Genomic DNA, 24,313 nt, shown 5'->3' with positions numbered 1-24,313 from the left:
GGACACTCGCCAACGTCACCTCAGGGTCGAAGGCTGCTTGCTCCGTTATTGCAGCGGAACATACACATCGGTCTGCCATTGATCCTGCGGTGTCTCGGGATAGACGCTCAGGTAATGGAAGAACAGCGGCTGGTCACGCAGTTCCTCTCCACTGGCAGGCAGCCAGTCGCGGTAAATCGGATAGATCGTTTCGCCGATGTGATCCGGTGACCCTGCGTGCCGCACCACGGCGCAGCGACCGCCAGGAATGACGGTTTCATGCACGCCGAATTCATTTGGCACCACGGCCTCGTGAATCTCGCCGCAGATGGCGAAGCGGAATGCTTGTGGAGGTGTCGTATCGGGGTTGCCGTAGGGAATGCCAAAGGAGCGACTCGATGCCACCGGCGACTGGCCGCTCTGCATACGCCACTCGATGAACTTGCGCACGCTCTCATTGACGAGCCCGGGGGGGCCGCAGTGCTCGAGCGTTGCTACCCTGACTTCAGGGAACTCCACGATTTGTACTTGCATGATGATAGTCCTGGAAAAGTGAGGAATTGCGAACACCGAGTTCCAGACCTGCCAGTTCGGTTCCTTGCGGAACGCACTGGGTGTCATACCGAGCGAGCGCCTGAACGCCCTGCAAAATGCCTCGGGACTTTCAAAACCAGCACCAGATGCGGCGTCCAGTACCGAGTAATCGGGCAGGGCGGCGAGGCGATGTGCCGCGCGTCGTAGCCGCATCAGTTGCACATAACGTGAGACCGGCACGCCGACGAACGCGGTGAATTGGCGATGGAAGTGAAATGCCGAGAAATTCGCCACTTGGCTCAGCGTCTTCACCGACAGGTCGCCTTCGAGGTTGTCATCGATATAGGCGAGTACGGCGTTGAAGCGTTTTGTGTAGGCGAAGTGGGTCGGCATGTCAGACACTGGAAAGGCTCTTGGAAGTACGGTCGCAATAGAATCGACTATAGCGGGAGGAGCGTGCCTAGCCGCGTTTGCTGATAATCCCATGTGCTTGTAGCAGGCCTGTCAGCTTGCGCTGTCTCGAGTTGCCATGGTAACCAACTTTCGCGCCGAATTTTCCAAGCAAAGCCGCAGGTGTTCACCTGCCTCTGGAAGGATTGCACTCACTGCAACAGGTAGACATAACGTAAGGCTGCAGGATGAGGTCTTCAGCCAGACGCATTGTTCTGCTAAGTCCTGAGCAGGACGAAGCGGACTGGGTCAACGTGCAATTTTATCGCGTGACGTCCGCGCTTTCGGAGGAAATGGTTGAGTCTTGGCTGGGCTCGGCAGCCAGTTTCAAACGGTCCGCTTTACTGATGTATTTGTCCTTCTTTGGCGGTGCCAATTTGGCACTGGCCTTTTTAGCGTGTGCTTGGAGCAACTGCTTTATTTTTTTACGACGATTCATGTTTTCTACTCGGCTTTTAAGTCTTGGATGATGACAGAGGTTCCGGCTGATTGCTGTCCTTTGAGCAACGAACCTGTTCGGCTATCGCAGGAAAGCCGAGGTTGAGTTGACTCGTCCTGGTTTGACTGGCCGCCCAGCGCGATCAATCGGTTTCAGACACGGCCCAGCACTAGCGTCGCACGCGTCCCCATCGGGCTGCGATTTTCCAGCCTGACTTGTCCTTCCAAGCGATCGGCGATGGCTTTTACGATGGCCAGGCCCAATCCGGCGCCTTGGTCATTGCCGCGGCTGTAAAAGCGTTCGAGGAGCCGATTGGACTCGGATTCGTCGATGCCCGGGCCTTCGTCTTCGACCGATAGCTCATAGTGGTTGCCGTTTTTGACCAGTCGCACCGTAATCTGCCCCTGGGCGGGGGAGAAGTTGGCGGCGTTGGTCACCAGATTGTTCAAGGCAATGTTGATGTCGGCCGGGTCCACCCTGACCGGCTCGATGTCGTCGCTGACATCGAACACCAGTTCAAGTCCCTTGCTCAGGAGCCAGGGTGTCAGTTGAACCAGGCTTTCCCGGACGGTAGCGGCCAGGTCGATAAGGGGAGGGATGCGTGCTCCTGTCTTCGGTTCGATCCGAGCCATGGTCAGCAGTTGATTGACCAGCCGGCTGGCCCGGTCAACGCCGGCGATCAGGTGTTCAAGTGATTCCCGGCGCTCATGTTCGGTGCCGGCCTCCAGCAGGTTTTGCGCATGTACCCGCAGCACGGCCAGGGGGGTACGCAGTTCGTGGGCGGCATCGGCGATGAAGCGCCGTTCGCGTTCGAGCACGTCCTGGATTTGCGCAAGCATGCGGTTGAGCGCCGCTTGCATCGGTTCCAGTTCGCTGGGCAGGGGTGTCAGTTGCAGCGGCTCCAGCGAGCCGCTGTGGCGCGCGCGCAGGGTGGCCGCCATGTCGGCCAACGGCTTGAGACCCCAGCCGATGGCCAGCCAGACCATCGCTGCCAGGATCAGGCTGCCCAATATGTTCGGCCACAGGGTATGGCGCACGATGCGATCGACCAAGTCCGCCCGTACGTCATCGCGTTCACCGACCCAGATGTTCAGGCCGTTCTGTTTGTCCTTGAGGACAAAGGCTCGCCAGTGGCGGTTGTTTAAATCCACCACATCGCTGAAACCGGGTTCGGTCGGCGGTGTGCGGAAGGAGGGGGCGCTGGCGGTATGCACCAGCACTTCGCCCTGGGCGTTCCATACCTGGAAGGCGATTTTGCTTTCGTAAGGATGGCCGTCGGTTCGTGGCGCTGCCTCGCCCAATGCGGTGTTGAACGCCCGATACAGGTCGGCGTGGGCCTGGCTCGCCATCGGCATGTGCATCACGCCTTGGAGCAGGCGGGCGTTTTGTGCCAGTTGCGCGTCGTAGACCTCGGCGATTTCATGATTGCTGTCGTGCAGGTTGAGCACGCTGATCACCGCGAGCCCTGCGAGCATCAGGCCGATGATCAGGGTCAGCGTACGGCGGCGAATCGAAGTCATCGATGTTCCTCCACCAGATACCCCACGCCGCGCACGGTGCGGATCAGCTCGCTGGAGAACTTCTTGCGCAGGTGGTGGATATGCACCTCAAGGGTGTTGCTCTCGGCTTCTTCACTCCAGCCGTACAACAGTTGCATGAGGTGATCGCGGGTCATGACGCGGCCGGGGGGCGAGAGCAATTCGTGCAGCAACTGATATTCCTTGGGCGTCAACACCACGGGCTTACCGAGATAGCTGACCTGCTGTGTGCCAGGGTTGAGGCTGATGCCGGCGTGTTCGATCAGCATTTGTGCGCGCCCGGCACTGCGCCGTAGCAGGGCGCGCAAGCGGGCCTTGAGTTCGGCTAGGTCAAACGGTTTGACCAAGTAGTCGTCGGCACCGGCGTCCAGCCCGGCGATGCGGTCTTCGGTCGCATCGCGGGCGGTGAGGATCAGCACCGGTAGGTTGGAACCGCTGGCGCGCAGGCGCTGAAGCACTTCCAGCCCGTCCATGCGCGGCAGGCCGAGGTCGAGCACGGCCAGGTCAAAGGTTTCGCTGAGCAGCGCGTGCAAGGCGCTTTTGCCGTCCTTGAGCCAGTCGACGGTGTAGCCTTCGCGCCCCAGGGCCTGATGGATGCCTTCGCCCAGGGCCACGTCATCCTCGATCAGTAGTACACGCACACGGACTCCTAGTCAGTTGAGTTTTTTGTTCACTTCAATCAAGAGTGCCTGGATTTCCTTGCGACGCCCGGCATCGGCCTGTTCACGTCCGGGGCGTGGCGCGGCATTGAGGGCTTTCTGCAGGGCGCCTTGGGCTTCAGCGTAGCGTTTCTGACGGTAAAGGTGATCACCCCAGAAGTACAGGCTGTCGATACCGTCGGGGTTGAGTTGCAGCGCCTGTTTGAGCAACTGCTCGGCTTTGTCGGCATCACCGAAACCGATCGGCCAGCCGGGCACCCGGTCATACAGCGCCGCAAGGCTGGTATAGGCCGAGCCTTGCAGGGCTTTCGGGTCGAGGACCAGGGCTTTTTCCAGGTCGGTCCTGGCCTCTTTGACTTTGCTCAAGGCGCCAAGCCCGCCCTGGGCACCGGCCCAACTGCTGGTGACGATGCCCGACCAGATCCAGGCTTCGGCCAGCTCCGGGCGTTCACGGGTGAATGTCGAGGCTTGCGTCGCCAACTGCTCGAACGCAGCCTCGCGTTGTTTTTCCGGCAACTCATATTGTATGTGCGCCCAGCTTTGCTGGATGCCGACGAGGCGTTGCTGGTCAGTGGTATCCAGCGCCCAGGCGCTTTGGCCCATGGCGACGATCATCAGGCCGGCGAGAAGTTTTTTCATGGTTTCAGGTGCTCGTTTTCAGGTTTGTGACTCAGGCGACGGATCAGCGGCAATTGCTTGCGCAGGCCACGGTCCACCAGGTTCGGCAGCAGGCTGTTGAGGCGCACGAAAAAGCGCTCCGGCCAGCCCAGGTAAAGATCGCGACGGTCACCGGCGATGGCGTGGGTCACTGCGTTGGCCACCGCTTGCGGATCATCGACGTTGGCTTTGAGTGCATCGTTCAGCGCCTGGGCCGCCGGGCTGTTCATCGAGGTGCGGGTGGCGCGGGGGGCGACGTAGAGGACGCCGACCCGGGTGTCCGCCAGTTCCCGGCGCAGGGCTTCGGAAAAGCCGCGCAAGGCAAACTTGCTGGCACAATAACTGGCGTAGCCGGGGTAGCCGATGGAGCCATAGGTTGAGCCCACGTTGACCACCATGGCGCTGTCGGCTTGCTTGAGCAGCGGCAGCAGCAGTTTGGTCAGACAAATCGGCGCACCGATATTCACCGCCAGCATCGCGTTGACGTCACTGTCATCCAGCTGTTCGAGCATGGCGAAGTGGTTGATTCCCGCTGCGTTGATCAGCAGGTTGACGCCGTCAAGGGCAGTGGCGGCGGCGAGGATCTTGCGGCGGTCGCCGGGTGACGTCAGGTCAGCGGCCACACAGCACAGGTTCTGTGGATAGCGCGCCAGCAGTGGCAGCAGCGATTGCTGATCTCGCGCCACGGCCAATACCCTGGCCCCGGCGGCGCACAGTGCAGCGGCGATGGCCTGGCCGATGCCGCCGCTGGCGCCGGTCAATACCACGCGGGCGTCACGCAGTTGCATGGTGAGCCTCCGTGTCCCGCGGTAAACCCCGGAACATGTCGGTGTAGAGCCGGTACACCACTTTAGAGGCGTGGATTACCGCCGCTTGATCCTCCGGGTCGTCGAGTTCGTTCATCAGGCCGCGATAGGTCTGCATGTGCCCGATGTCGAGGGATCCGTGGGAGCTCAAGTAGCTGAAGGCGCTGGCCGGCAACGCCAAGTGATCCCGGATGCTGTCCGCCGCGTGGGTGGCCAGGGCGATACTGGTGCCTTCCAGCACGTTGACCATGCCGAACAGCCCCACTGGGTTGCCCCGGGCGATCAGGTCGTAGAGAAAACTGACCATCAGCTCTATCGGCAACGAAGGCTGGCCGTTGCGCACGGCATTGCGATCACCGCCGCAGGCGACGATATCGTCGAGGACCCATTGTTCGTGGCCGTATTCTTCATCGATGTACTCGCACACCGCTTTACGCAGCCATTCAAGGTGAGCGGGCAGGCGCGCGCCGCAGGCCATCATCAGTGGCACGGTGTGGCGCACGTGGTAATAAGCTTCGACGAGAAACGCCCGGTAGCTCTCCAGGCTGACCTTGCCGTCGAGGGCGTCACGGATGATCGGCAAGTTGAACAGTTCGTGGCGTTCTTCTTTCGTGGCTTCTTGCAGGGTGTCGAAAAACATCATGATGCGGATTCCTCGAAATGGGCGGATTCAGTCAGTTGCACGCGGTACAGCGCGACGATGGCGTCGCGTCGCGGGCGGCCATTGGCGGTCAACAGGCCGTTGGCGGCGGTGAAGGGGTGGGGCAGGCGTGTCCAGCGATGCACCTGGGCATAATCGGGCAAGGTCTCGTTGGCCTCGGCCACGGCGGCGGTCAGTTCTGCGTCGGTGCAATCCGGGCGGTGGGGCCACAGCAGGGCATGATTGCGCGGCAGCGCTTCGCCGTAGACAAAGGCTTGGGCGATGTGTCGACGCTGGGTCAGTTCGGCCTCGACCCATTCCGGGTTGACGTTGCGCCCATAGCTGGTGACGAACTGGTGTTTTTTGCGGCCCTTGAGGTAAAGAAAACCATCCGCGTCGAATTCACCCAGGTCCCCGCTGGGCCACCAAGCCTCGGCGAAAGGGGCATCACCCAGGTAGCCGAGCAGGGTCGACCCCTTGATCAGCACTTCGCCGTCTTCGGCCAGGCGTATCTGGATATGGGGCAGGGGCTTGCCGACACTGCCCGGACGCTGTGCATCGGGGCGATTGAGGCAGACCACCGAGGCGCATTCGGACAGGCCGTAACCCTCGTAGACCGCCAGGCCGACGCTTTTGGCGCGGTGCAACAGGCTCTCTGAGACCCGCGCGCCCCCCACGGCGGCAAAGCGCAATTTGTGCGGGGCGAACGCTTTCTGTTCGGCGGCGCTGACCAGTATCTGCAAGAGCTGTGGTACCAGAATCAGGCTCTCGGGGGCACGACTGGCCAAACACGCGAGCAGGCGCGGAGTGTCGACACCGCTGGCACCCTGGATGCCGAGGCTTTTCTGGCTCGGTACGCTCAGCGTGGCGCCGGCATACAGCGCCGCATAGCAGCCGAGGTTTTCCAGCAGGATCGCCAGCGGCAACAGCGCCAGGTGATGCTGCGGGTCGGCGGGTTTGCTGGCGTGATCGAGCTCGCGCGCGACCCGCAGCAGGCTTTCGGCACTCAGGCATACCCCCTTGGGGGTGCCCGTGGTGCCTGAAGTAAAGGTCAGCTTGGCGGTGCCGGCGGGCATCCGGTTCGGTCCGGTGAATGTGCGATGCCAGAACTCGCCATTTTTTTCATAGCCGGCGGCGAGCAATTCGGCGGCCAACTCCGGTTCGGCAACGACCCGTTCCGCCTGGCTTTGCTCCAGGCAGTGGGCACGTTGGGTCGGGCTGAAAAAGGGCGGCAAGGTCACACAGGCCAGGCCTTCGAACAGTGCCGCCAGGTCCCAGAGCATCGCTTCGACGCCGTTGTCCAGCGCCAACGCGATGACGGATACCTGTTCATCGCGCAGACGTTGCTGGCGGTACACCACCTCGGCGTACAGTGTGGCGTAATCGAGTTTCAGCTGATCACCCCACAGCGCGATGCGCCGGGTGTGGCGCTCGGCATGGCTACGCAGGGTTTGCCGGAAGCGCTGCAGTTCAGGCGACATGACAGGTGTCCTCCAGGGAGGCTGGCAAGCCCAGTCGGGTGAACAGGCCGATGTTGCGCAAGTGAATGAAACCTGCGCGGATATTGCCCACGTGTACCCAGGGTTTACTTTCGTAGTAGCTGCCCCAGCTGTGGCGTTCATCGCCCAACCGCGCCGGGTCGGCGGCGCACAACGTCACGGGTTTCAAGCCGAGCCGGTGGAAGCTGTTGACCAAGCCGATGTTGCCGGTGAAGGCCACCCATTCCAGGCCACCCATGGCCAATAGATAAGTGATGGCGATGATGCTCAGCCGAGCGCTGCCGGTGTCGCTGGCGGCAAGGTTGCCGACTTCGACGATCCCGGCGCGATCCACCGGATGCCCCGCGGCGGCGCCGATCAGGGGCTCGATCGGCTCGTCCAGGTAGCGCTCCAGAAACAGGGATTCGTCATTGGCCATGCGCACCCCGGCCACGGCACAGAGCCCGTGGTCAGCGTTGCTCAAGCCAAACAGCTGCGGCATGAAATGCCGGATGTCGGCGCCGTGGGCCTTGCGAAAACGCTGCTGGATAAACGCTTCGAACGACGGCCGCTGCACGTCGTCCGGCAGGGCTGCGGACAGGATCATCTGCGGCGCCTCGGCTTGGTCGAAGTGCAAGGGCAGGGGGATGTTCCAGTTGACAATGGGCATGGGCAGAACGCCTCCCTTAATGGATTGGGGAGGAGTATCCGAGGCATTTCTTAACGAAGTCTGAAGGTGAAGAAACTCGCTCTTCAGATTGCCTTAAGACTTTAACGGCAGGCTGGCGACGTCGATTCGCAACTCCAGGATCAAGGCAGTCGAATGATTCGACGGTCGCTCAAACTTTCACGAGGCGCGCTATGACCCGCGATATTGCCGTAAACCGTTATGGAAAATTGTCGATGACTTTGCATTGGCTGATGCTCGTGCTGTTTGTCGGCGTGTACGCGTGCATCGAGATCAAAGGCTTGCTGCCCCGTGGCAGCAACGCGCGAAGTCTGTTTCTAGGGTTGCACGGGGTGTTCGGCCTGAGCATCTTTGCGCTGGTATGGGTTCGCCTGTTAGGACGCCTCACGCCGCGCCCGCCCATCACGCCCGCGCCACCGACCTGGCAGACCGGCCTTGCGCACCTGATGCACCTGGCGCTGTATGGCCTGATGATCGCGACCCCGGTGCTGGCTTGGCTGATGCTGGCCGCTGGGGGTAAACCGATGCCGTATTTCGGCTTCTTCCTGCCGGCTCCCGTGACGGTGGATCCTGACCTGGCCAAGCAGTTGAAATATTGGCATGAGCTGCTCGGCACCAGCGGTTACTGGTTGATCGGCCTGCATGCGGCGGCCGGTTTGTTCCATCATTATTGGGTGGGTGATGATACCCTTGCGCGGTTATTGCCGAGACGAAATCGATCTTGAAGGGAGAATGCTGCTTGGTAGCGAGCGGATTTCGCTTCACGTGTAAACGGACATCACAACAACAGGGAGCGTTGCAACATGAAAACCATGGATCGGGCTTTGCTGGGGGTGGGGTTACTTATTCCGCTCTGGCTGTTTTTGGGGGTTGCGCTGACTGCGCGAGCCTATCCGGGCTATAGCCATCTGGATCAAGCCATGAGCCAACTGGGTGCTCTGGGAGCGCCCACCCACGGCTTCTCTGCCTGGGTGAACAATTTTCCGCTGGGTGTGATGTTCGTGCTCTTCGCCATAGGCGTGGCGCGGCGGTTCAAGGCATCGCGGTTGGCCTTGATTAGCGCAACACTGATTCTCGTCCATGGTTTGGCAAGCTTCGCGACCGGCTATTTTTCCTGCGATCAGGGCTGTGCGCCGGTTCAACCGTCGGTCTCGCAGCAGAACCACAATCTTGCGGGGTTGGTGATGTTCATCTCGCTTACCCTGGCGGGGGTATTGTGGACGCTTGTCGGCAAGCGGCTGCTGTCGTCCAGGTTCGCCATGTTCTCGGCGATCTGCGTCATCCTGGCCATCGTGACCGTTATGCTGATGGCGACGGCATTGGCCGACGGTCGCTTGTTCGGCCTGTACCAGCGGCTCAATTACGGGGTTTCGGTGATCTGGATTGCGTCGTTGGCGGTCGTTGCCTTACGCGATGAAGATAATCCAGGTGTTGCAGTGAGCGTCTGCTAACTGCACAGCTGTCACTCCCAGTCAGTTGAGCTGACAGGTTGCACTGGCGCGACAGCGGTTCCGGCGGCAACCTTGGCGACCACCGGCAACCTCGACGTGCAACCGTTAATAAAATCATCCCCTTCAGTGGGGCGGTGGCCCCGCCAGAAACTCGCTGACCAGCGAGGCAATCTGTTGCTGGATCACGTCACGTGGGCGAGCGCCGTCGCCATCCGCGCAAATCATGCCATCGCCTGGCGTGTTCTCTTCGATCAACGCCGCCCCGCCGGGTTTGCACTGCGCCATGAAACTGAAATGGCTGGCATCGCTGATCTCGACGTAGCGCGTCGACGCTGGGGGCAGGCGTTTGGCCAAGTTTGCCGACTCCATCTGCGCGGGAAGCTCCTTAGACGGCACACCCGCCGCAATCACCAGTGCCGGGACCGGCAGCGCCGCAAGGCTCGCATCGGTCAGCCCGCGTGACAGGCCCAGGTCCAATGAAACAACGGCGGTGACGCGTTTGTCGCTCAAATCCGCGCCCATCCGCGCCTTCGATTCTGTGCTGCCTTCGGGGTTCATCAGTTGGTAAACGGTGCAACTGGCCAACTTCGGGTGGGCCTGGCAGTCCTGGGCAAAACGGTTGGGATCGAAACGTGCGCCGGCGATTTCCAGGATGGTCCAGCCGCCAAGTGAATGGCCCACTGCTGCAATTCGAGGTTTTGCGACCACACCAAATTGTTCCGGCTGAGCCATGACCGCGTCGATGGCGCGGCTGAGGTCGGCGGGCCGCCGCCATAACTGCGCCGCGGCTTGAGGGCTGCGGTCCTGGCTGGTGGTGCCGGGGTGGTTGACCGCCGCGACGATGTAACCCTTATGGGCCAATGCACTGGCCAGCCACGTCTGGTTTCGCCAATTTCCCCCGTAACCGTGGGAGAGCACCACCAATGGATGCTCGCCAGCAGCCGGTGGTGCGTTGCGCACGGCCAGGGCACTGACAAACACCGGATTGTCGGCGATCAACTGCGGTGTGGCGGTGGTTGCACTGGGATACCAGACCACCATTTCCAACGGGCGGTCATTATGCGGGTCTGGCAGCGTAGAAGCCTGGAAGCCGATAGGGCTATTGTCTGCGAATGCGCGGGTGGTCAGGCAGATCAGGAGCAGTGCGCCGAGAGCTGTTTTCAATATCGTGATCTTCCTTGATTGGATCGGTTCATCATCTTAACTCACGCGTCTTGGGTGGACCGAATGCGCTTGGCCGAAAGCACCCCGTCATCGCCCTGTAGGTAGCCTACAATCAGTAGTGAATTTCGTTCCGTCGCGCGCAGGACGACTTTTCACCCCAAGTCGCTTTCAGGACACGTTTAGTCGTCCACGTGCAATCGCCAACCCCCGGGAGTGGCAAGCTGTGAAGATGCCCCGGACCAGGTGCGCCAAAGACACCTGGCCGGAGAGCGAGAATGGCGATCGGATGTGCCACGCTACCGTGACGTGGGCCGGACGCCGCAGCCAAGACTCCGGACGGCTGCCGCTATAGCGGTAGCGTTCGAGATGCCGAGGTATTTTATGCCCGATGAGACGCTTCACCTGCCTCTGATTCACAGCGTATTGGCGCGCGAAAAGGACACCCCCGGTGCCTTGTTGCCGATTCTCCACGCCATCCAGGAAGGCTGCGGGTACGTCCCCGACGTCGCCGTCCCGGAAATCGCCCATGCCCTCAACCTCAGCCAGGCTGAAGTGCGCGGCGTAATCAGCTTCTACCATGACTTCCGCACCACGCCGCCCGCACGCCATACCCTGCGCCTGTGCCGGGCCGAGTCGTGCCAGAGCATGGGCGCCGAGCGCCTGGCTGCGCAGTTGCGCGAGCAACTGGCATTGGATGACCATGGCACCAGTGCCGATGGCAGCATCAGCTTGCGGCCGGTGTATTGCCTGGGCGCTTGCGTCTGCTCGCCAGCCCTGGAGCTGGACGGTGAGCTGCATGCCCGGCTCACGCCCGAACGCCTGCGCGAGCTGGTGAATGGCTGCATGGAGGATGGGGCATGCTGACGCTCTATATCCCTCGCGATTCGGTGGCCCGTGCCGTGGGCGCGGACAAGGTGGCCGTTGCGCTGGTGCGTGAGGCCGAACGTCGGCAACTGCCGCTGGACCTGCGCCGCACCTCTTCCCGTGGCCTCTATTGGCTGGAGCCGCTGGTGGAGCTGGAAAGCGCTGGCGTCCGGCTCGGTTTCGGTCCCGTTACGCCGCAAGACGTGCCAAGCCTGCTGGACGCCCTGATCGGCGATCCGGCCAGCCACCCGTTGGCCTTGGGGCCGGTGGAGGAAATTCCCTATCTCAAGAGTCAGCAGCGTCTGCTGTTCGCCCGCGCCGGCATTACCCAGCCGTTGTCCCTGGACGATTACCGAGCCCAGGGCGGCTTTCTGGGCCTGGCTCGGGCTATCCAGATGGACGGTGCGGAGGTGGTCGCCAGCGTGCTCGATTCCGGCCTGCGTGGCCGGGGCGGTGCGGCGTTCCCGGCGGGCATCAAGTGGCGCACCGTGCGCGATGCCGTGGGGCCACAGAAGTATGTGGTCTGTAATGCCGATGAGGGCGACTCCGGCACCTTCGCCGACCGCATGCTGATGGAAGGCGACCCCTTCCTGCTGATCGAAGGCATGATCATCGCCGGTATCGCCGTAGGCGCGACGATGGGTTACATCTACGTGCGTTCGGAATACCCGGACGCCATCAGTACTTTGAACGATGCCTTGCGCATCGCCCGTGACGCCGGTTATCTCGGCGCGAACGTGAGCGGTAGCGGCTGCGCCTTCGATATTGACGTTCGCGTGGGTGCCGGCGCCTATATCTGTGGCGAAGAAACCGCACTGCTCGAATCCCTCGAGGGCAAGCGCGGCACGGTTCGCGCCAAGCCACCGTTGCCCGCCATTCAAGGCCTGTTCGGGCTGCCTACGCTGGTTCACAACGTGGTGACCCTGGCCTCGGTGCCGGTGATCATGGAGAAGGGCGCGCAGTTCTACCGCGACTTCGGCATGGGTCGTTCCCTGGGCACGATGCCGTTCCAACTGGCCGGCAACGTCCGTCACGGCGGCCTGGTGGAGCGCGCTTTCGGCCTGAGCCTGCGCGAGTTGGTGGAAGGCTATGGTGGCGGAACCGCCAGCGGTCGACCGCTGAAAGCCGCGCAAGTCGGCGGACCGTTGGGTGCCTGGGTGCCTCCGGCGCAATTCGATACACCGCTGGACTACGAGGCGTTCGCCGCCATGGGCGCGATGCTCGGCCACGGTGGTGTGGTGGTCGCCGACGACACTCTGGACATGGCCCACATGGCTCGTTTCGCCTTGCAGTTCTGCGCCGAAGAGTCGTGCGGCAAGTGCACGCCCTGCCGGATAGGTTCTACCCGTGGCGTCGAAGCGGTGGACCGCTTGATGGCCAGCACCGACGCCGCTGCCCGTGAGGAACAGGTCCTGCTGCTCAAGGATCTCTGCGACACCCTGCAATACGGCTCGCTCTGTGCCCTCGGTGGGATGACTTCCTATCCGGTCGCCAGTGCCCTGAAGTATTTCCCCGCCGACTTCGGTCTGGCGACCACGGAGGCCGACCAATGATCAACATCTTCGACCCCAGCAGCGATATCGACCTCGGCACCCCGGCTCGTGAGAGCGACGTGCAGGTCAGCCTGACCATCGACGGGCGCGAAATCAGCGTCGCCTCCGGCACCTCGGTGATGCGCGCCGCAGCGTTGCTCGGCACCACCATCCCGAAACTCTGTGCCACCGACAGCCTGGAGGCGTTCGGCTCCTGCCGCATGTGCCTGGTGGAGATCGACGGCATGCGCGGCTATCCGGCCTCCTGCACCACGCCAGTGACCGAGGGCATGGTGGTGCGCACCCAGACCTCCAAGCTCGCCGATCTGCGGCGCAACGTGATGGAGCTGTACATCTCCGACCACCCGCTGGACTGCCTGACGTGCGCGGCCAACGGCAATTGCGAGTTGCAGACCGTGGCGGGGCAGGTGGGCCTTCGCGAAGTGCGCTACGGCTACGAAGGCGCCAATCACCTGGCTGAAACCAAGGACGTTTCCAACCCCTATTTTGAATACGACCCGAGCAAGTGCATCGTCTGCAACCGTTGCGTGCGTGCTTGCGAGGAAATCCAGGGCACTTTCGCCCTGACCATCACCGGGCGCGGTTTCGACTCCCGTGTGGCAGCGGCCGGCGGTGACAATTTCCTCGACTCCGAATGCGTCTCCTGCGGCGCTTGCGTGCAGGCGTGCCCGACCGCGACGCTGATCGACAAGAGTGTCGTGCAGATCGGCCAGCCGGAGCGCAGCGTCATCACCACGTGTGCCTACTGCGGCGTGGGTTGTTCGTTCCGCGCCGAAATGAAAGGCGAGCAACTGGTGCGCATGGTCCCGGACAAAAACGGTCAGGCCAACCATGGCCACTCCTGCGTCAAGGGCCGTTTCGCCTGGGGCTACGCGACTCACCCGGACCGCATCACCAAGCCGATGATCCGCAAGCACATCAGCGACCCGTGGCAAGAAGTCAGCTGGGAAGAGGCGGTGACTTACGCCGCCAGCGAGCTGCGGCGCATCCAGCTGAAGTACGGACGCGACTCCATCGGCGGCATCACCTCCAGCCGTTGCACCAACGAAGAAACCTATCTGGTGCAGAAACTGGTGCGCACCGCGTTTGGCAACAACAACGTCGACACCTGTGCCCGCGTTTGCCATTCGCCGACCGGTTACGGCCTCAAGCAAACCCTCGGCGAATCTGCCGGTACCCAGAATTTCGACTCGGTGATGAAGGCCGACGTCATCCTGGTAATGGGCGCCAACCCCACCGATGCGCACCCGGTATTCGGCTCCCAGCTCAAGCGGCGCCTGCGTCAGGGCGCACGGCTGATTGTCATCGACCCGCGCCGTATCGACCTGGTGGATTCGCCCCACGCCCGCGCCGACTTGCACTTGCAACTGCGTCCGGGCACCAACGTGGCGATGCTCAACGCACTGGCCCATGTGATTGTCAGCGAAGGGCTGGTGGATCAGGCTTTCGTCGAGGAGCGCTGCGAGGTGGCGGACTTTGCGCGCTGGCGCGATTTCGTCAGCCTGGCGGAGAACTCTCCTGAAGTGCTCGGCCCGGTGTGCGGTGTGCCCGCCGAGCAGATTCGCGCCGCTGCACGGCTCTACGCCACCGGCGGCAACGCGGCCATCTACTATGGCCTCGGTGTCACCGAGCACAGCCAGGGCAGTACCTCGGTGATGGGCATCGCCAACCTGGCAATGGTCACCGGCAACATCGGCCGCGAGGGTGTCGGGGTGAACCCGTTGCGCGGGCAGAACAACGTGCAGGGTTCCTGCGACATGGGCTCGTTCCCCCACGAGCTGCCGGGCTATCGGCACATTTCCAACGAAACGGTGCGCGCCCAGTTCGAACAGGCGTGGAACGTGACCTTGCAACCTGATCCGGGCCTGCGCATTCCGAACATGTTCGAGGCCGCCCTGGACGGCACTTTCAAGGCGCTGTATTGCCAGGGTGAGGACATTGCCCAAAGCGACCCCAACACCCAGCACGTGACTGCCGCCCTGAGCGCCATGGAGTGCGTGGTGGTGCAGGACATCTTCCTCAACGAGACGGCCAAGTTCGCCCACGTATTCCTGCCGGGCAGCTCGTTCCTGGAGAAGGACGGCACCTTTACCAACGCCGAACGCCGCATCTCCCGGGTTCGCAAGGTCATGGACCCGTTGGCCGGCAAGGCCGACTGGGAAGCCACCATCGCCCTGGCCGATGCCTTGGGCTACAAGATGCACTACAACCACCCCTCGGAAATCATGGATGAAATCGCTAGCCTGACGCCGACGTTCAGCCGCGTCAGCTACGCCGAACTGGAGCGTCATGGCAGCCTGCAATGGCCGTGCAACGATGCTGCGCCGGACGGTACGCCGACCATGCACATCGATCAGTTCGTGCGCGGTAAAGGGCGCTTCATGCTCACCGGCTATGTGCCCACCGAAGAGAAGGTCAACAACCGCTATCCGCTGTTGCTGACCACCGGACGCATCCTCAGCCAGTACAACGTTGGCGCCCAGACCCGGCGTACCGATAACGTGGCCTGGCACGAGGAAGACCGCTTGGAAATCCACCCAACCGACGCCGAGAACCGCGGCATTGTCGAAGACGATTGGGTCGGCATCGGCAGCCGCGCCGGGCAAACGGTACTGCGGGCGAAAGTGACCGAACGGGTGGCGCCGGGCGTGGTTTACACCACGTTCCACTTCCCTGAATCGGGTGCCAACGTGATCACCACCGACAACTCAGACTGGGCCACCAACTGCCCGGAATACAAGGTGACGGCGGTGGAGATCGTACGGGTCAGCCAGCCTTCGGAATGGCAGAAACGCTACCAGGCGTTCAGTGATGAACAGGGGCGCCTGCTGAAGGAGCGCCGCCATGCCGAGAAAGCCGAGGTGCGTCGATGAGCTCTGAAAGCCTGATCAAAATGGCCAACCAGATTGCCCAGTACTTCGCCAGCGAACCGGACCACACACTGGCCGTCAATGGGGTACGGCAGCATATGAAGAGCTTCTGGACGCCGGGCATGCGCCGCGAGTTAATGGCTTGGCAGACAACACACCCTGACGCGGTCCTGCACCCACTGGTGCTGGCGGCGCTGACAGAGTCGCAAGTGAGTGCCTAGTGAGCCATGGGGGCACGCGCCCCCGTGGTGAGGAAGAGTGGCGGCTCAGGTGTCGGATTGATGAGCCGTCCACTGCTTCATCTCTTCAGCAATGAAGTGAGTCACCAGGTCGCTGTACATCTTTTCGATGACATCTGGGTTCAGGCCTTCGGCCTTAGCCCACTCGCGTCGTGTCCCGAGCATGGCCTTGAAACGCTCCGGAGCCTGCACTGCAGTCGCCGAGGTCTTGAATTTCGAGGCCGCCTGCACGTAGCCAAGGCGCTTGCCCAACAGCTTGATAATGGCCTGGTCGAGGGCATCGACTTCGCGCCGGATATCCTCCATGCCTGCGCATTCCGAGGGTTGCAACGGAGGGTGGGTTTCCATGTAGGTCACTCCTTGTGGAAGAGGAACGGCCCAGCTTGAGCCGATCCTCTGCTATGGACTAGAAACTCCACTCTTCAGCGTAAACGACTCGGCAGAAGGGGCCAGCCAGGGTTGTATTGTGATGGGCGATGATCATTTCTGCCGTCAATTCAGACGTGTCGGCGCAAGTATGGCCGTCGGCGATCAACACCGCATCGAAACCCAGGTCCCGGGCCGCACGGCAGGTGCTGTCGACACAATACTGGGTCTTCATGCCGGTGATAACCACGCCTTCAGCGCCACAGGCTTTCAAGCGATTGGCCAGGTCTGTCATGGCAAAAGCGTTGGGGCGGCTTTTTTCGAAGATGACCTCGTCGCCTTCCAGTCGTAGCTCTTGCACCAATTGCGTCAACGGACTCGCTGGTTCGATGGGCGAGCCAGGTGGGCCGACGTGGCGCGCCAGGAAAATCGGTGCTCCAGCCCTCCGGGCCTTGAGCAGCAAGCCATTCAAAGTGTCCAGCAGCGCTTCGCCGGCCCAGGGTTTTTCCGGGCCATGAAACAACCCGACCTGCATATCGAGAATCAACAGAGCATGCATCGTGCTTTCCTTGCGTTTGGGCCAGTGACACAAGGGCAAAAGAAAAGGCCCTTACCATCACTGGCGGGCCTTTGGGATACGTGTGTTATTGGCTCACGACACCTCACGACCCGCCTTGGCGGTCGTGGTCGTGGTGGTCGAGGCAAACTGTGGCAGGTTCATGGTGCTGACACTAACGTCCGGCCGTCAGGTTTGGCAAGTGGGTATGTCAGCTTGCTTGCGAAAGCGGTCCGTCAGTTTGCGCAGATGTTGGTTCTGCCGCCGCCATCGCGAGCAAGCTCGCTCCCACAATGGGTCAGCAACCAATCAACAAAAACCTGCGTCTCAGCCACCGCATCCCCGGAAACCCCGTAGTAATAGCGGGCTAACGGCAGACGCAACGACGGCAGTGGACAGGTCAGGCGCCCGTTGGACAAATCCCTGCCCAGCAGCGAAGCCGGACACAACGCCACGCCCAGGCCATCGACGGCGGCTTGCAGCACGAGGTGCATGTGATCGAATTGCAGCGGCGGCAGGTTGTTCAATGGATCGATCCCCGCGTGCTCCACCCAATCTTGCCAATCGCTGCTGCGTGTCCTGCCCGACAACAAGGTGTGCCGGGCCAGGTCGTGGACGTTTTCCAATGGCATGCTTTGCAGCAACGACGGTGCGGCGACCAGCAGCAGGTCGTCTTCCAGCAACACCGTGGGCTGTACATAGGGCGACCAGCCGGCGTGCCCGCGACGGATGACCACGTCGAACGGTTCCCGTGATGGATCGGGAGGCCGCGTGCTGGTGGCGACGTCAGGCTTGATGTCCGGATGGCGCGCCATGAAATCGGGCAACCGTGGGATCAGCCAACGCACCGCGAAGGAGGGGCGTACGTTAATGGTCACTCTGCGCTGGGCAGCACTGCGAGTCAGTGCGGTGGCGGCGTTGGCGATCTGGGTCAGTGCCTCGCTGACCTGCTCGTAGAAAATCCGACCGGCAGGAGTGAGCAAGGACTGGCGGGTTCGACGTTCGAACAGCGGCACGCCCAAGCGCTCTTCGAGCAACTTTACGTGCCGGCTGACGGCACTGTGGCTGACGTGCAGCTCCTCGGCTGCGCGGCTGAAACTCTGGTGGCGAGCGGCAGCGGCGAAGGCGCGGACGGCGTTCAACGGGGGGAGGTTGGCAATCATGTGTCTAATTTAGTCACATATGAGGTGCAATTAAAGCGTTTGTCAGCGTTGGGGGGCCACGTCAATCTGCAGGCCGAATCAATGCGCCCTTCAATGTGGAGTGATTAATGGCCAGTTACGGACTTTTTCTGATTCTGGCGACCCTGACGGTGCTCAGCCCGGGCCCCGGCGTGGTGCTGACGATCTCCAATGCCTTGCGTCATGGCTGGAACGGTGCGCTGCCGGGCATCTTCGGGATCGCCTTGGGCGCTTTTATCGTGGCGGGCATTTGCGCCAGTAGCCTGGGATTGATCCTGGCCGCCTCGGCAACAGCCTTCACGCTGCTCAAATACATCGGTGCCCTGTACTTGTTGTACCTGGGCATCAAGATGTGGCGTACCCAGCGTTTTATTCCCGAACTCAACGCCACGTCGCCGCGTCCTTGGCGACGATTTATCGAAGCGTTGTCAATCCAGTTGCTCAACCCCAAGGCGGGGTTCTTCTTCCTGGCTGTCTTTCCCCAGTTCATCAGGCCGGCGGGTGACTACTACAGCCAGTTCTTCTTGCTGGTGTCGTCCTACAGTTTGCTCGTGGTCTTGGTGCATTCCGGTTATGCCCTGACGGCCCAAGCCGCAAGAGGCTGGCTCTCCACTAACAAGGGCGCGAGGATTGTCGGCAAGCTGTCGGGTATCACCTTCCTCGGATTTGGCGTGCTGATGGCTTCTGCCAGCAAGTGACGCATACAAGTCAACGCCGTCCCGTGCGCGTACTCACATCCACCCAAACCGCCAACACCAGAATGCTGCCTTTGACGATCATCTGCCAATAGCTGTCGACGTCGAGCATGGACATGCCGTTGTCCAGGCTGGTGATGACCAGCGCGCCGAGGAGTGCGCCGTAGACGGTGCCGGAGCCGCCGCGCATGGAGGTGCCGCCGATGAAGCAGGCGGCGATGGCATCGAGTTCGCCCATGTTGCCGGCCGAGGGCGAGCCGGCGGCCAGGCGCGCGGTGTTGACCATGCCGGCGAGGGCGCACATCACGCCCATGATGCCAAAGATCCACAGTTTCACCGCTTGCACGTTGATGCCCGACAGGCGCGTGGCTTCCATGTTGCTGCCCACCGAGTAGACGCGGCGGCCGAACACGGTCTGGCTGGTGACGTAGCTGAACACCCCCAGCAGGACCAACAAGAGCAGCACCGGCACCGGGATGCCGTCGTAGCTGTTGAGGGTATAGACGAAGCCGGCCAGCACCGCGCCGATCAGCACCACGCGCAATACGTCACGCACCAGTGAATGCGCCGCCAGGCCATGCAGGGCACGATTGCGCCGCTGTTTCCAGGTCAGGAACAGGGTCAAGGCGAACAGCAGCACACCCAGCCCGGTCCCGACTGTGTGCGGCAAATAACCCTGGCCGACGTAGACCAGCTCCGGCGATACCGGGGCAATGGTGGTGCCGCCGGTCACCCCCAGCAGAATGCCGCGAAAGGCGAGCATGCCGCCCAGGCCGACAATGAACGACGGGATACGCAGGTAGGCGGTCATGTAGCCGTTGCCCAAGCCAATCACCAAACCGCACAAGGCGACCAGGCTCAGGTTCGCCAGCAACGGGATGTGATAGACCACGTCGAGAATCGCCGCCAGGCCACCGAGCAGCCCAAGCAATGAACCCACCGACAAATCGATCTCGCCGCTGATGATCACCAGCACCATGCCGCAGGCCAGGATCCCGGTGATGGACATCTGCCGCAGCAGGTTGGAGAGGTTGCGCGGGGTCAGGAACCCGCCGTCGGTCTGCCAGCTGAAGAACAGCCAGATCACCGCCACGGCGATCACCAGGGCGAGCATTTTGTAGCGGCTGAAGAGTTGTTTGACCTGATTCATCTACGCGGACTTCCGATCATTATTGTTATGGCCATCGGGCTGGCTGAGTGCGGCGGCGAGCACCTGTTCCTGGGTGAGTTCGTGGTTGATGAAGTCGCCGCGCAACTGGCCTTCGCCGATCACCAGCACGCGGTCGGATACCCCCAGCACTTCGGCCAGTTCCGAGGAGACCATGATGATCGACACGCCTTCGGCCGCCAGCGCGCCCATCAGCTTGTAGATTTCATATTTGGCGCCGACATCCACGCCGCGGGTCGGCTCGTCGAGGATCAACACGCGGGGTTTGGTCAGCAGCATCTTCGCCAGCACGGCTTTTTGCTGGTTGCCGCCGGAAAGGCTGGTGATCGGCAGGAACGGGCTCGCGGTCTTGAGGTGCATGCGCGAGATTTCCTTGTCGATGCTGCCCAGTTCGGCTTCGGCGTCGATCCGAGTCATTTTCGAGTAGTTGTCCAGCACGGCCAGGGTGATGTTCTGGCCAACTCCCAGGTCCGGAATGATGCCTTGGCGCTTGCGGTCCTCAGGGACCATGCACAGGCCGGCGCGGATCGACTTGAGCGGTGTGCGCGTATCGACCTGTTGGCCGTTGAGCCAGACTTCGCCTTCGTAGCGGCCGGGATAGGCGCCGAACAGTGCCGACACTAGCTCGGTGCGACCGGCGCCGACCAGCCCGGCGATGCCGAGGATTTCCCCGCGCTTGAGAGAGAAGGAAATGTCGTCGACCCGTTTGCGCTTGGGGTTGTCGACGTCGTAGCAGGTGACGTGGCGCGCCTCGAATATCACCTCGCCGATGTCATGGGGTTCGGTGGGGTAGAGGTTGCTCATTTCCCGTCCGACCATCTGGGTGATGATCTTCGGAATATCCATCTCGGTCATGGCGGTGGTGGCGATGTGTTTGCCATCGCGGATCACCGAAATGGTGTCGCACACGGCGGCCACTTCATCGAGCTTGTGGGAGATGTACACGCAGGCAACGCCCTTGGCCTTGAGGTCGCGGATGATGTCCAGCAGCACCTCGATTTCCGAACGGGTCAGGGCCGAGGAGGGCTCATCGAGGATCAGCAGCCGCGCTTGCTTGTTCAGCGCCTTGGCAATTTCCACCAGTTGCTGGTAGCCACCACCGTACTGGGAAACCGGTAGCGAGACGTTCATGTCCGGCACTTTGAGTTCACGCATCAGGGCCTCGGCGCGGTGGATCATCGCCGGGTAGTTCATGCGCCCGCCGGGCAGCGTCAGCTCGTGGCCCATGAAGATGTTTTCGGCGACCGACAGGTCGGGGACCAGGGTCAGTTCCTGGTGAATGATGACGATCCCGGCGGCTTCGGTTTCGCTGATGGACTGCGCCTTGAGCGGCTGGCCGTCCCAGAGGATTTCACCGTCCCAGGTGCCGTAGGGGTAGACCGCCGAGAGGACTTTCATCAGCGTGGATTTACCGGCGCCGTTCTCGCCGCACAGGCCGACGCATTCACCCGGCCGGACCTTGATGTCGATGCCGTTCAGGGCTTTGACACCGCTGAAGGTTTTGACGATGCCATTCATTTGCAGCAGGTAATCGGACATGGCGAGGGCTCATAGAAAAGGGCTCACACATAAGCAGGTGGGGATGGCCGGGGGCCAGGCGCACCCTAATGCCAGAGTCAGGCAAAGTCCCTGTGGGAGCGGGCTTGCTCGCGAAAGCGGTGCATCAGTCTGCATTGATGTTGACTGACCCACCGCTTTCGCGAGCAAGCCCGCTCCTACAGAAATCACTGCCCGGCGATCTGCGCCTTGGTGTAGAACCCATCCTTTTCCAGCAAGTCGATGTTGTCCTTGGTCAATGGGATCGGAGTGAGCAGGATGGTGTCGACTTTTTTGCTGCCATTGTCGTATTGCGAGCTGTAGCTGGGTTTCTCGTTACGCGCCAGTTGCACCGAGAGCTTGGCGGCTTCCGAGGCGATCAGTTTCAGCGGCTTGTAGACCGTCATGGTCTGGGTGCCATCGATCACCCGCTTGACCGCTGCCAGGTCGGCGTCCTGCCCCGAGATCGGCACCTTACCGGCCATTTTCTGCGCCGCCAGGGCCTGGATCGCGCCGCCAGCGGTGGCATCGTTGGAGGCGACGATGCCATCGATTTTGTTGTCGTTGCGGGTCAGGGCGTTTTCAACGATGCTCAGGGCTTCGGTGGGGTTCCATTCCTTCACCCACTGTTGGCCGACAATCTTGATATCACCCTTGTCGATGGCCGGTTGCAGCACCTTCATCTGGCCTTCGCGCAGGACCTTGGCGTTGTTGTCCGTTGGCGCGCCACCGAGCAAGAAGTAGTTGCCCTTGGGCGCCGCTTTCAACACGCCACTGGCCTGCATCTCGCCGACTTTTTCGTTATCGAAGGAGATGTAGGCGTCGATGTCGGCATTGAGGATCAGGCGGTCATAGGACACCACCTTGATCCCGGCCTTCTTGGCTTCGGCGACGGCGTTGGTCAGCACGGTGGCGTTGAACGGCACGATGACGATCACATCGACGCCACGGGAAATGAGGTTTTCGATCTGGGATATCTGCTTCTGCTCGTTGGCGTCGGCCGACTGCACGAAGACCTTGGCGTCGAGTTTTTCCGCTGCGGCGACGAAGTAGTCACGATCCCGCGACCAGCGTTCCAGACGCAGGTCATCGATGGAAAAGCCGATCTTGGGGTGGGCCGCATCGGCCATGACCGGCAGCGAGAGCAGGGCCAGGGCGCCGGCGAGTAACGTGCGTTGTAGTTTTTTCATGGTGGTGCGTCCTTTTATTGTTGTTTGAAAGACACTGCCTGACGATGAGCGTGGTGCGGATAGAACTGTAGAGACTCACCGGGCGCCGCGTGCAGAGATTTGTCGCGAGAATGTAACAGCCTCTGCGTTGCGGACGCCGCCTGTTGTCAGGGGTAGATAAAGCGGTTGACCACGTTTTCCAGCATCTCCTGTCGACCGCTGACAGCCTGGGGATTGAGTTCGTTATTGAAGGCATGCTCAGCCAGTGACGCGAGGCTGAACTCACCCGCCAGCACTGCCTGGCCGAATGGCTGCTGCCAGCCTGCGTAGCGTTGGTCCTTGAATTGCTGCAGTTGATCGTTCTGCACCATGGTCGCCGCGCGTTCCAGGGCCAGGGCGAGGACGTCCATGGCGGCGACGTGGCCGTGGAACAGGTCGACGTCGTCGACGCTCTGGCGGCGGACCTTGGAGTCGAAGTTGAACCCACCGTTAGTGAAACCGCCGGCCTTGAGGATCTCGTAGGTGGCCAGGGTCATTTCCTCGACGCTATTGGGGAACTGGTCGGTGTCCCAGCCGTTCTGCGGATCGCCACGGTTGGCGTCGATGCTGCCGAAGATCCCCAGCGACACCGCCGTGGCGATCTCGTGATGGAAGCTGTGCCCGGCCAGGGTCGCGTGGTTGGCCTCGATGTTGACCTTGATCTCGTTCTCCAGGCCGTACTGTTGCAGGAAGCCGAACACCGTGGCGCTGTCGTAATCGTATTGGTGCTTGGTCGGCTCCTGGGGCTTGGGCTCGATCAGCAGGTCGCCCTTGAAGCCGATCTTGTGCTTGTGCTCGACCACCATTTGCATGAAGCGGCCCAGTTGTTCGCGCTCGCGCTTCAAGTCGGTGTTGAGCAGGGTTTCATAACCTTCGCGACCGCCCCACAACACGTAATTGGAGCCTTTGAGCCGTTGGGTGGCGTTCATGGCGCTGAACACCTGGGCGGCGGCACAGGCGAACACTTCCGGGTCCGGGTTACTGGCGGCGCCGGCGGCAAAACGCGGGTTGCTGAAACAGTTGGCGGTGCCCCACAACAGCTTGATCCCGGCCTGCTCCTGATGGCGCTCCAGGTGGTCGACCATCTGCGCGAAGTTGTTACGGTAGTCCTTCAGTGAATTGCCTTCCGGGGCGACATCGGTGTCGTGGAAGCAGTAGTAGTCGATGCCCAGTTTGGAGAAGAACTCGAAAGCCGCTTCGGCCTTGCCGATGGCCAACTCCATCGGATCCCCGCTGCGCTGCCACGGGCGCTTGAAGGTGCCGGCGCCGAACACATCGGAGCCCGGCCAGACGAAGGTATGCCAGTAACAAACCGCCATGCGCAGGTGCTCGCGCATGGGTTTGCCGAGCACCAGCTTGTCGGCATCGTAGTGGCGGAAGGCGAGGGACGAGTGGCTGTTGGGGCCTTCATAGCGAATCTTGTCGACACCGGGGAAGTACGGCATGGGCGATTTCCTTTTTATTCTTGGCGGTGTCTCGATACTAACGCCGTGCCTGTGGCTGCTGATTATGAAAATCACCAACAGGTCGTTCGATTTTGAGTATTGAGATTCGTTGATTGCGCGCCTAGTCTGTGTTCACTGGTCCAGGGTAA

Annotated in this window: 25 protein-coding genes; 8 read left to right on the top strand and 17 right to left on the bottom strand. The window is 61.7% G+C overall.

What is annotated here, in order from left to right; translation table 11 throughout:
* Positions 1-45 precede the first annotated feature (45 nt).
* The 6 genes from EPZ47_RS16655 to EPZ47_RS16630 form a co-directional block, all read right to left on the bottom strand.
* Complete coding sequence (locus EPZ47_RS16655; RefSeq protein WP_135845798.1) at positions 46-915, bottom strand: AraC family transcriptional regulator; 870 nt, start codon at positions 913-915, stop codon at positions 46-48.
* A gap of 310 nt (positions 916-1,225) precedes the next feature.
* Positions 1,226-1,402, bottom strand: a complete 177-nt coding sequence (locus EPZ47_RS16650) for a DUF2986 domain-containing protein (protein WP_135845797.1) — start codon at positions 1,400-1,402, stop codon at positions 1,226-1,228.
* Between the two features lie 152 nt (positions 1,403-1,554).
* Positions 1,555-2,922, bottom strand: a complete 1,368-nt coding sequence (locus tag EPZ47_RS16645; protein ID WP_135845796.1) for a sensor histidine kinase — start codon at positions 2,920-2,922, stop codon at positions 1,555-1,557.
* Entirely contained in the window at positions 2,919-3,581 is a 663-nt protein-coding gene (locus EPZ47_RS16640; RefSeq protein WP_135845795.1) for a response regulator, read from the bottom strand. The genes EPZ47_RS16645 and EPZ47_RS16640 overlap by 4 nt, the downstream gene beginning before the upstream one ends.
* A 12-nt stretch (positions 3,582-3,593) precedes the next feature.
* Complete coding sequence (locus EPZ47_RS16635) at positions 3,594-4,238, bottom strand: tetratricopeptide repeat protein (RefSeq protein WP_135845794.1); 645 nt, start codon at positions 4,236-4,238, stop codon at positions 3,594-3,596.
* Positions 4,235-5,017: an SDR family oxidoreductase gene (locus EPZ47_RS16630; RefSeq protein ID WP_406550184.1), complete on the bottom strand. Its 783-nt coding sequence runs from the start codon at positions 5,015-5,017 to the stop codon at positions 4,235-4,237. Before EPZ47_RS16630 ends, EPZ47_RS16635 begins: the two co-directional genes overlap by 4 nt.
* Between EPZ47_RS16630 and EPZ47_RS30845 the strand changes: the two genes are divergently transcribed.
* Positions 4,931-5,110, top strand: coding sequence for a hypothetical protein (locus tag EPZ47_RS30845; protein ID WP_420825053.1), 180 nt, complete (start codon positions 4,931-4,933; stop codon positions 5,108-5,110). The two genes, EPZ47_RS16630 and EPZ47_RS30845, sit on opposite strands and share 87 nt — an antisense overlap.
* Here EPZ47_RS30845 and EPZ47_RS16625 read toward each other — a convergent pair.
* The 3 genes from EPZ47_RS16625 to EPZ47_RS16615 are packed head-to-tail and all read right to left on the bottom strand — an operon-like array spanning position 5,031 to position 7,850.
* A complete protein-coding gene (locus EPZ47_RS16625) occupies positions 5,031-5,705 on the bottom strand; it encodes an iron-containing redox enzyme family protein (RefSeq protein ID WP_135845792.1) in 675 nt (224 codons plus the stop codon). The genes EPZ47_RS30845 and EPZ47_RS16625 overlap by 80 nt on opposite strands.
* Positions 5,702-7,183 carry an AMP-binding protein gene (locus tag EPZ47_RS16620; RefSeq protein WP_135845791.1) on the bottom strand — a complete coding sequence of 494 codons (1,482 nt, stop codon included), beginning with the start codon at positions 7,181-7,183 and terminating at the stop codon, positions 5,702-5,704. The genes EPZ47_RS16625 and EPZ47_RS16620 overlap by 4 nt, the downstream gene beginning before the upstream one ends.
* Positions 7,173-7,850, bottom strand: coding sequence for a thermostable hemolysin (locus EPZ47_RS16615; protein ID WP_135845790.1), 678 nt, complete (start codon positions 7,848-7,850; stop codon positions 7,173-7,175). Before EPZ47_RS16615 ends, EPZ47_RS16620 begins: the two co-directional genes overlap by 11 nt.
* 191 nt (positions 7,851-8,041) lie before the next feature.
* Here EPZ47_RS16615 and EPZ47_RS16610 point away from each other — a divergent pair, with 191 nt between their 5' ends.
* Complete coding sequence (locus tag EPZ47_RS16610; RefSeq protein WP_135845789.1) at positions 8,042-8,593, top strand: cytochrome b; 552 nt, start codon at positions 8,042-8,044, stop codon at positions 8,591-8,593.
* 78 nt (positions 8,594-8,671) lie between these two features.
* A complete protein-coding gene (locus EPZ47_RS16605) occupies positions 8,672-9,319 on the top strand; it encodes a DUF998 domain-containing protein (RefSeq protein WP_135845788.1) in 648 nt (215 codons plus the stop codon).
* A 123-nt stretch (positions 9,320-9,442) separates the two neighbouring features.
* Here EPZ47_RS16605 and EPZ47_RS16600 read toward each other — a convergent pair whose 3' ends face one another.
* Positions 9,443-10,483, bottom strand: coding sequence for an alpha/beta hydrolase family protein (locus EPZ47_RS16600; protein ID WP_135845787.1), 1,041 nt, complete (start codon positions 10,481-10,483; stop codon positions 9,443-9,445).
* Between the two features lie 381 nt (positions 10,484-10,864).
* Here EPZ47_RS16600 and EPZ47_RS16595 point away from each other — a divergent pair, with 381 nt between their 5' ends.
* The 4 genes from EPZ47_RS16595 to EPZ47_RS16580 are packed head-to-tail and all read left to right on the top strand — an operon-like array spanning position 10,865 to position 15,991.
* Positions 10,865-11,347: a formate dehydrogenase subunit gamma gene (locus EPZ47_RS16595; protein ID WP_135845786.1), complete on the top strand. Its 483-nt coding sequence runs from the start codon at positions 10,865-10,867 to the stop codon at positions 11,345-11,347.
* Entirely contained in the window at positions 11,341-12,900 is a 1,560-nt protein-coding gene (locus tag EPZ47_RS16590) for a formate dehydrogenase beta subunit (protein WP_135845785.1), read from the top strand. Before EPZ47_RS16595 ends, EPZ47_RS16590 begins: the two co-directional genes overlap by 7 nt.
* Entirely contained in the window at positions 12,897-15,773 is a 2,877-nt protein-coding gene (gene fdhF, locus EPZ47_RS16585) for a formate dehydrogenase subunit alpha (protein ID WP_135845784.1), read from the top strand. The genes EPZ47_RS16590 and fdhF overlap by 4 nt, the downstream gene beginning before the upstream one ends.
* Positions 15,770-15,991, top strand: coding sequence for a formate dehydrogenase subunit delta (locus EPZ47_RS16580; protein WP_135845783.1), 222 nt, complete (start codon positions 15,770-15,772; stop codon positions 15,989-15,991). Before fdhF ends, EPZ47_RS16580 begins: the two co-directional genes overlap by 4 nt.
* Before the next feature lie 45 nt (positions 15,992-16,036).
* Here the strand turns inward: EPZ47_RS16580 and EPZ47_RS16575 are convergent, their stop codons facing one another.
* From EPZ47_RS16575 to gcvA, 3 genes are all read right to left on the bottom strand, one after another.
* Entirely contained in the window at positions 16,037-16,357 is a 321-nt protein-coding gene (locus EPZ47_RS16575; RefSeq protein WP_135845782.1) for an isochorismate lyase, read from the bottom strand.
* A 58-nt stretch (positions 16,358-16,415) separates the two neighbouring features.
* Positions 16,416-16,934, bottom strand: a complete 519-nt coding sequence (locus EPZ47_RS16570) for an isochorismatase family protein (protein WP_135845781.1) — start codon at positions 16,932-16,934, stop codon at positions 16,416-16,418.
* Positions 16,935-17,167: 233 nt separating this feature from the next.
* The gene (gene gcvA / locus EPZ47_RS16565; RefSeq protein ID WP_135845780.1) at positions 17,168-18,094 is read right to left on the bottom strand and encodes a transcriptional regulator GcvA; all 927 of its coding nucleotides are present in this window, start codon (positions 18,092-18,094) and stop codon (positions 17,168-17,170) included.
* Between the two features lie 107 nt (positions 18,095-18,201).
* Here gcvA and EPZ47_RS16560 point away from each other — a divergent pair, with 107 nt between their 5' ends.
* The gene (locus tag EPZ47_RS16560) at positions 18,202-18,810 is read left to right on the top strand and encodes a LysE family translocator (protein ID WP_135845779.1); all 609 of its coding nucleotides are present in this window, start codon (positions 18,202-18,204) and stop codon (positions 18,808-18,810) included.
* 10 nt (positions 18,811-18,820) lie between these two features.
* Here EPZ47_RS16560 and EPZ47_RS16555 read toward each other — a convergent pair whose 3' ends face one another.
* The 4 genes from EPZ47_RS16555 to xylA all read right to left on the bottom strand — a co-directional run bounded on the left by EPZ47_RS16555 (position 18,821) and on the right by xylA (position 24,164).
* Positions 18,821-19,957, bottom strand: coding sequence for a sugar ABC transporter permease (locus tag EPZ47_RS16555; protein WP_135845778.1), 1,137 nt, complete (start codon positions 19,955-19,957; stop codon positions 18,821-18,823).
* Positions 19,958-21,514: a D-xylose ABC transporter ATP-binding protein gene (gene xylG, locus EPZ47_RS16550; protein ID WP_135845777.1), complete on the bottom strand. Its 1,557-nt coding sequence runs from the start codon at positions 21,512-21,514 to the stop codon at positions 19,958-19,960.
* 185 nt (positions 21,515-21,699) lie between these two features.
* The gene (gene xylF / locus EPZ47_RS16540) at positions 21,700-22,701 is read right to left on the bottom strand and encodes a D-xylose ABC transporter substrate-binding protein (protein WP_135845775.1); all 1,002 of its coding nucleotides are present in this window, start codon (positions 22,699-22,701) and stop codon (positions 21,700-21,702) included.
* Positions 22,702-22,847: 146 nt separating this feature from the next.
* Entirely contained in the window at positions 22,848-24,164 is a 1,317-nt protein-coding gene (gene xylA, locus EPZ47_RS16535; protein ID WP_135845774.1) for a xylose isomerase, read from the bottom strand.
* Positions 24,165-24,313 lie beyond the last annotated feature (149 nt).

The sequence above is a fragment of the Pseudomonas viciae genome (genome assembly GCF_004786035.1).
GTDB lineage: Bacteria > Pseudomonadota > Gammaproteobacteria > Pseudomonadales > Pseudomonadaceae > Aquipseudomonas > Aquipseudomonas viciae.
Note: the sequence above shows the minus strand (reverse complement) of the source record. Positions and strands in the feature narration are given on the sequence as shown.